Source organism: Streptomyces sp. UNOB3_S3, from assembly GCF_020740895.1.
Lineage (GTDB): Bacteria > Actinomycetota > Actinomycetes > Streptomycetales > Streptomycetaceae > Streptomyces.
The window spans coordinates 1-5,407 of sequence record NZ_JAILXP010000448.1; the positions used below are offsets into that span (position 1 = coordinate 1).

The 5,407-nt window shown below is 70.3% G+C and carries 4 protein-coding genes; 2 read left to right on the forward strand and 2 right to left on the reverse strand.

Annotation, left to right across the window (positions count from 1 at the left end; genetic code table 11):
• Positions 1–444, forward strand: a 444-nt coding sequence (locus K6I33_RS31350; protein ID WP_229357935.1) for a class F sortase, incomplete at its 5' end; no start/stop codon positions are given.
• A 175-nt stretch (positions 445–619) separates the two neighbouring features.
• A complete protein-coding gene (locus K6I33_RS31355; RefSeq protein WP_229357936.1) occupies positions 620–1,672 on the forward strand; it encodes a glycoside hydrolase family 6 protein in 1,053 nt (350 codons plus the stop codon).
• Here the strand turns inward: K6I33_RS31355 and K6I33_RS31360 are convergent, their stop codons facing one another.
• Positions 1,673–3,712: a kelch motif-containing protein gene (locus tag K6I33_RS31360; RefSeq protein ID WP_229357937.1), complete on the reverse strand. Its 2,040-nt coding sequence runs from the start codon at positions 3,710–3,712 to the stop codon at positions 1,673–1,675. It lies immediately after the preceding gene.
• A partial coding sequence (locus K6I33_RS31365) for a glycosyltransferase family 2 protein (protein ID WP_229357938.1) occupies positions 3,709–5,407 on the reverse strand: 1,699 nt, incomplete at its 5' end. The genes K6I33_RS31365 and K6I33_RS31360, both read right to left, overlap by 4 nt.

Sequence of the window (5,407 nt, forward strand, 5' to 3'; positions counted from 1 at the left end):
GTCGAGGACCACGGCCTGACCCCCCAGGGCGCGGTCGACCCGCCCCCGTACGCCCGGCCCGGCGCCGTCGCCTGGTACCGGGACGGGCCCCAGCCGGGCAGCCCCGGCGCGGCCGTCCTCGTCGGCCACCTCGACACCGACCACGCGCCCGCCGTCTTCTACGGCCTCGGCGGCATCCGGCGCGGCACCAAGGTCGACGTCACCCGCGCCGACGGCTCCGTCGCCGAGTTCACCGTCGAGGACGTCTCCGTCTTCACCAAGGAACGCTTCGACGCCGCGCGCGCCTACGGACCCCGCGTCAAGGACCGCGCCGAGCTGCGCCTCATCACCTGCGGCGGCTACTACGACCGCGACCGGCGCTCCTACAGCGCCAACATCGTCGTCTCCGCCTATCTGACCGGCGCGACCGACGCCGCCGCCACGGGATCCGGCCGTGCGGCCTGAGCCCCCGGCCGGCGGCCCGCCCGAGCGCCCGGGCGCCCGCCGGCCGGGTCGCCCGACAGAGCGACCCGCCACGTGTCGTGGCATGACTGCCCACGGGCGTGGGCACGTCTGTGCCAGCATGGGCACGGCACTTCCGTCAATCACCTCCACAGGCAGTACACCCAAGGGGGAGTGGATGTACCGCAGTTACTCCGGCCGCGCGCGCCGGGGCCACAGGGCATGGGCGCGGACGGGAACGGCGGCGGGAGTGCTCCTGCTCCTCACGGTCACGGGCTGCGGCTCCTCGGAGGAGTCCGGCGCCCCCAGGAAGGACGCCCTCGCCGTCCAGGCACCCTCACAGCTCCCCAGGTCCACCTCTCCCTACTGGGTGAACCCCGACGGCACGGCCGCCCGCGAGGCCGTCCGGCTCGGCAAGGCCGGCAAGGGCCAGGACGCCGCGCTGATCGCGAAGATCGCCGCCCAGCCCGTCGCCGAATGGGTGGGCGCCGACGACCCGGACGCCCAGACCCGCGGCTTCACCGAGGCCGCCACGGCCGTCGACCGCGACGCGCTGCTGGTCCTCTACAACATCCCGCACCGCGACTGCGGCCAGTACTCCTCGGGCGGCGCCGCCGACGGCGACGCCTACCGGGCCTGGCTGGAGAAGGCCGCCGCCGGCATCGGCGACCGCAGGGCGACCGTCATCCTGGAGCCCGACGCCCTGCCGCACATGGAGGACGGCTGCACCCCCCAGCAGTTCCACGAGGAGCGCTACGCGCTGCTCAAGGAGGCCGTCGGCAGACTCAAGGCCCTGCCGAGGACCAAGGTCTACCTCGACGCCGGGAACCCCAGCTGGGTGACGCCCGCCGACCGCATGGCCGACCCGCTGCGCCGCGCGGGCATCGACCAGGCCGACGGCTTCGCCCTCAACGTCTCCAACTTCCAGACCACCCAGGACAGCAAGGACTACGGCCACCGGCTCTCCGGGCTGCTCGACGGCAAGCACTTCGTCATCGACACCAGCCGCAACGGCAACGGCCCGCTCTCCGGCGGCCACGAGAAGGCCTGGTGCAACCCCTCCGGCCGCGCCCTCGGCGACCCCCCGACCACGAAGACGGGGGACGCGCTGGCGGACGCCTATCTGTGGGTCAAACGGCCGGGGGAGTCGGACGGCACCTGCAAGGGCGGTCCGGACGCCGGCCAGTGGTGGGAGACCTACGCCCTGGAGCTGGCCCGCAACACCCGCTGACTACTCCTCGCCCTGCTCCCCGGAGGTCTGTCCCCCGGAAGGTTGTCCCCCGGAGGGCTGCTCCCCGGATGCCTGCCCTCCGGAGGCCTGCTCTCCTGAGGGCTTCTCCGCCACCGGGACCTTGACCCACACCGCCTCGGACGGGGTGCCCTGCTCGTCGACCAGCTCCAGCATGTACCAGCCGGGCGGCACCAGGGACGGGTCCCCGGGCACGGTGACGGTCACCCCGTCCGCCGACCTGGCGAGGTCCAGCGCGATCGAGCGCTGCTCGATATTGGTGACATGGGTGAAGGACCCCGGCCGGATCAGCCGCGCCCGGGAGATCGCCTTGGGGTCGCTGGTGCGGTACGAGGCCCGCTCGCCCAGCCCGACGGTCCGGGGGCCGGTGTCCTTGAACTCCGGGCGCTCGTCGCGGAAGAGGTACGGCGGGGTGTAGAGGTCGATCTGCTGCTGGAACGTACCGGGCCTGGTGTTGTCCTTGTCGCCGAAGAGCGAGTCGGAGCCGAAGGTCATCACCCGCCCGTCGGGCAGCAGCAGGGCGCCGGAGTGGTAGTTGCGGCCCACCAGCGGATCGGCGACGCGCCGGGTGGTGTTGGCGCCCGGGTCGTAGAGCTCGGCCCCCAGGACGTTGGACTGGCTGCGCCCCCGGTAGTCGCCCGAGCCATTGGTGGTCAGCACGGTGTCGTCGGGGAGGATGACGCTGCTGGGATAGCGGACCTTGGCGTAGAGGTCGGGGCCGTCGTGGAAGCGCGGCTTGTCCTCGCGCAGGTCCACGATGCGGGTCCTGGCGGTGGACTTGCGGTCCTCGCCCACCCCGCCGCCGCCGAGGACCATGAAGCGTTGCTCCTGGGCGGGCGGCAGCAGCACGGACATCGAGGTCTCCAGGATGTCCGGGTCGCCGATGCCGGGCACCTCTGTGAACGCGTTGCTCTCCAGGTCCCACAGGCCCGGCGTCCGGCCCTTGTCGGCCGGTCCGTAGCCCGCGTTGGAGCCGGTGTAGAAGATCTTTCCCTTGTCGGCGAGGAAGAGGGCCGGATAGGTGGGGAAGAACCGCTCCTGGGGGAGGTAGGCCCACTTCTTGGCCCTCGGGTCGTAGATCTCGTTCTTCCCGGGGACGACCTGGCCGATCTCGTCCAGCCCGGAGACCGAGAGCACCCTGCCGTCCTGGAGCGTGGTCAGGGTGGGGTACCAGCGGGCCTCCTCCATCGGGTCGACCGTGATGTAGCGCTCGGCCACGGGGTCGAATTCGAAGGAGTCCTTGATGCCCTGGAAATCCTTCTTGTCGAAGGAGAGTTTGTTGGCGATGCCGTAGTTGTTCCGGGCGTCGACGCCGGTGAGGCCCTCGACGCTGTAGTTGTCGGTGGTCCCCGTCTCGTACTCGGGACCCTTCTCCAGGGCCTCCACATAGACGCGCGCGGTGCTGGCGGTGACCTTGACCTTGTCGCTCTCGCCGGTCTTGGTGGCGCGCGGCACGAGGACGGCGTCCTTGGACTCGAAGGTCTTGTGGTTGGCCTTGCCCGTGAAGCGGGTGCCCGCCGGGAAGGTCATCGGCTTGTCCGGGTTCTCATTGTGGATGATCATCAGGCCGCCGGCCTTGGTGACATCGCCGTTGAGCTTCTCGTAGCGCTGGGTGCCGCCCGCCACCAGGAGCCTGCCGTCCGGCAGCTGGGTGTGGCCGGCGCAGAACAGGTCCTTGGGCGTGGGGATGTTCTTGAAGGTGTTCCTCCGGGGGTCCCACAGGACCGTGCGGAAGGACTTGGCCCTGAAATTGGCGGCGTTGTTCCCGGAGCCGGCCACGAGGAGCACCTTGCCGGTGTGCAGCAGGGCGGCGTGAATGGTGTTGATCCGGTATTCCCGGGGGACGTCCACGACGTCCCAGTGGCCGTTCCGCGCCTTGTAGGCGGGCTGATTGATCGTGTACGCGTGATACCGGTCGGCGGTGTAGTCCCAGAGCGCCGGGCCGTTCATTCCCGCCAGGGCGGACACGACCGCCGCACCCAGCACCGTACGCCGGGTGCGGCGGCTCGGACGGAATCTCATCGCTGACGGGCTCCCTCGGGATGCTTGGCGCGGTACAGCGTCCACGACCACGCGACGATCGGGGCCAGGGTGACCGCGAGGGCGAGCGACGCCCAGGTGCGCATGGCCACATGGGTGTGGCCGAGGACGAAGGAGGCCACCAGCGACCCCCCGAAGACGAGCAGGAAGAACAGGTGGATCCGGAAGGTGCCGAAGAGGGTGTCGGGGCTGGCCGAATCGCCCTTGGGCGTCACCACGAAGGAGCTCTTGCGGCGCAGCACCGCGTCCGTCAGCGAGCGGGCGTAGATCGGCGCGGAGAGCGCGGACATCACCATGCCCGCGAGGCCTCCCGAGCCCTCGGGCTCATGGGGGGAGACATTGTGCCGGCGGTTCCAGATGTAGAGGCCGATCTGGAGGGCCGCCGCGTCGCTGTAGAGCATCATCCAGATCTCGGAGTTGATCGAGATCCCGGAGGCTCCGAGCCCCAGGAAGAGAGCGCAACTCAGCGCTCCGAGCATCCAGTTGAGCGCCGTCATCGGATAGTAGATGACCATCAGGGTGTAATTGAGGAACTTCCCCGGCGACAGGGTGAAGGGGCCCTTCCAGTACTGCTTGATGATGGTCTCGTAGGTGCCCCGGGACCAGCGCAGCTGCTGGGTGAAGAAGTCCGTCCAGGCGTTCGGGCCCTCTCCCACGGCGAGGACGTCCGGGGTGTAGACCGAGCGCCATTTCCGGCCCGTCCCCGGATTGCGGTGGCGGTGGAGCTCGAAGCCGGTGGCCATGTCCTCGGTGATCGAGTCGTAGAGCCCGCCGATGCCCTTGAGGGCGCTGATCCGCACGGCGTTGTTGGTACCCACGAACATGGGCGAGCCATAGCGGTTCCCGGCGCGCTGGATCAGCGCGTGGAAGAGGAACTGCTGGCTCTCTGCGGCCTTGGTGACCGCCGCCTCGTAGTTCCCGTAGACCTGGGGGCCGACGACGAAGGCGATGTCCGGGTCACGGAAGTAGCCGAGCATGCGCTCGAGGAAGTTGGGCAGCGGGACGTGGTCGGTGTCGACGGACGCGAAGAAGTCGTAGTCGTCGCCGTGGGCGTCGAGCCAGGCGTTGTAATTGCCGTGCTTGGTGCGCGCGCGGTGCGGCCCCTTCGGCTGGTTCCACTTCTCCACGCCCTTGCGGGAGAAATGCCGGACGCCCAGACGCTCGCAGACGGCCTTGACCTCGGGGTCGTCGCCCTCGTCCAGCAGCCAGACGTGCACGGGCCCCCGGTGGCGGACCTCGACGGCCGCCTCCAGGGTCCGGGTGACCATCTCGATGGGTTCCTTGCCCGGCACGAAGGAGGTCAGGAAGGCCACCTTGGTGCCGGTCTCGGGGACGACCGGTATCGGGTCGCGGGCGACGAGGGTGGCATGGGCGTTCGACGTCACGTTCAGCGTGCGGAACAGCTCGATCAGCCCGATCGACACGAGCATCACGGTGTCGAGGGCGCGCATCAGCGGGGTGCCGTGCTCCCGCTGGGTCCAGTGGGCGGGCTGCATCAGCCAGATCAGCAGGCCGAGCGAGACCACGGGCGCCGCGCCGAGCAGCAGCGCGGCCTGGACGCGGTGCGACTCGTCGGCGAGGAGGCCGCGGTAGCGCACCCGGTACGGGCCGGGGCCCTCGGGCGGCCGGGTCAGCGGGCCGGCGAGCCGGCTGTAGTGCTCGTAGTCGAAGCAGGGG

Coding starts and splice junctions, on each gene's coding strand:
- K6I33_RS31355 (WP_229357936.1), top strand. CDS start 620: ATGTACCGCAGTTACTCCGGCCGCGCGCGCCGGGGCCACAGGGCATGG.
- K6I33_RS31360 (WP_229357937.1), bottom strand. CDS start 3,712: ATGAGATTCCGTCCGAGCCGCCGCACCCGGCGTACGGTGCTGGGTGCG.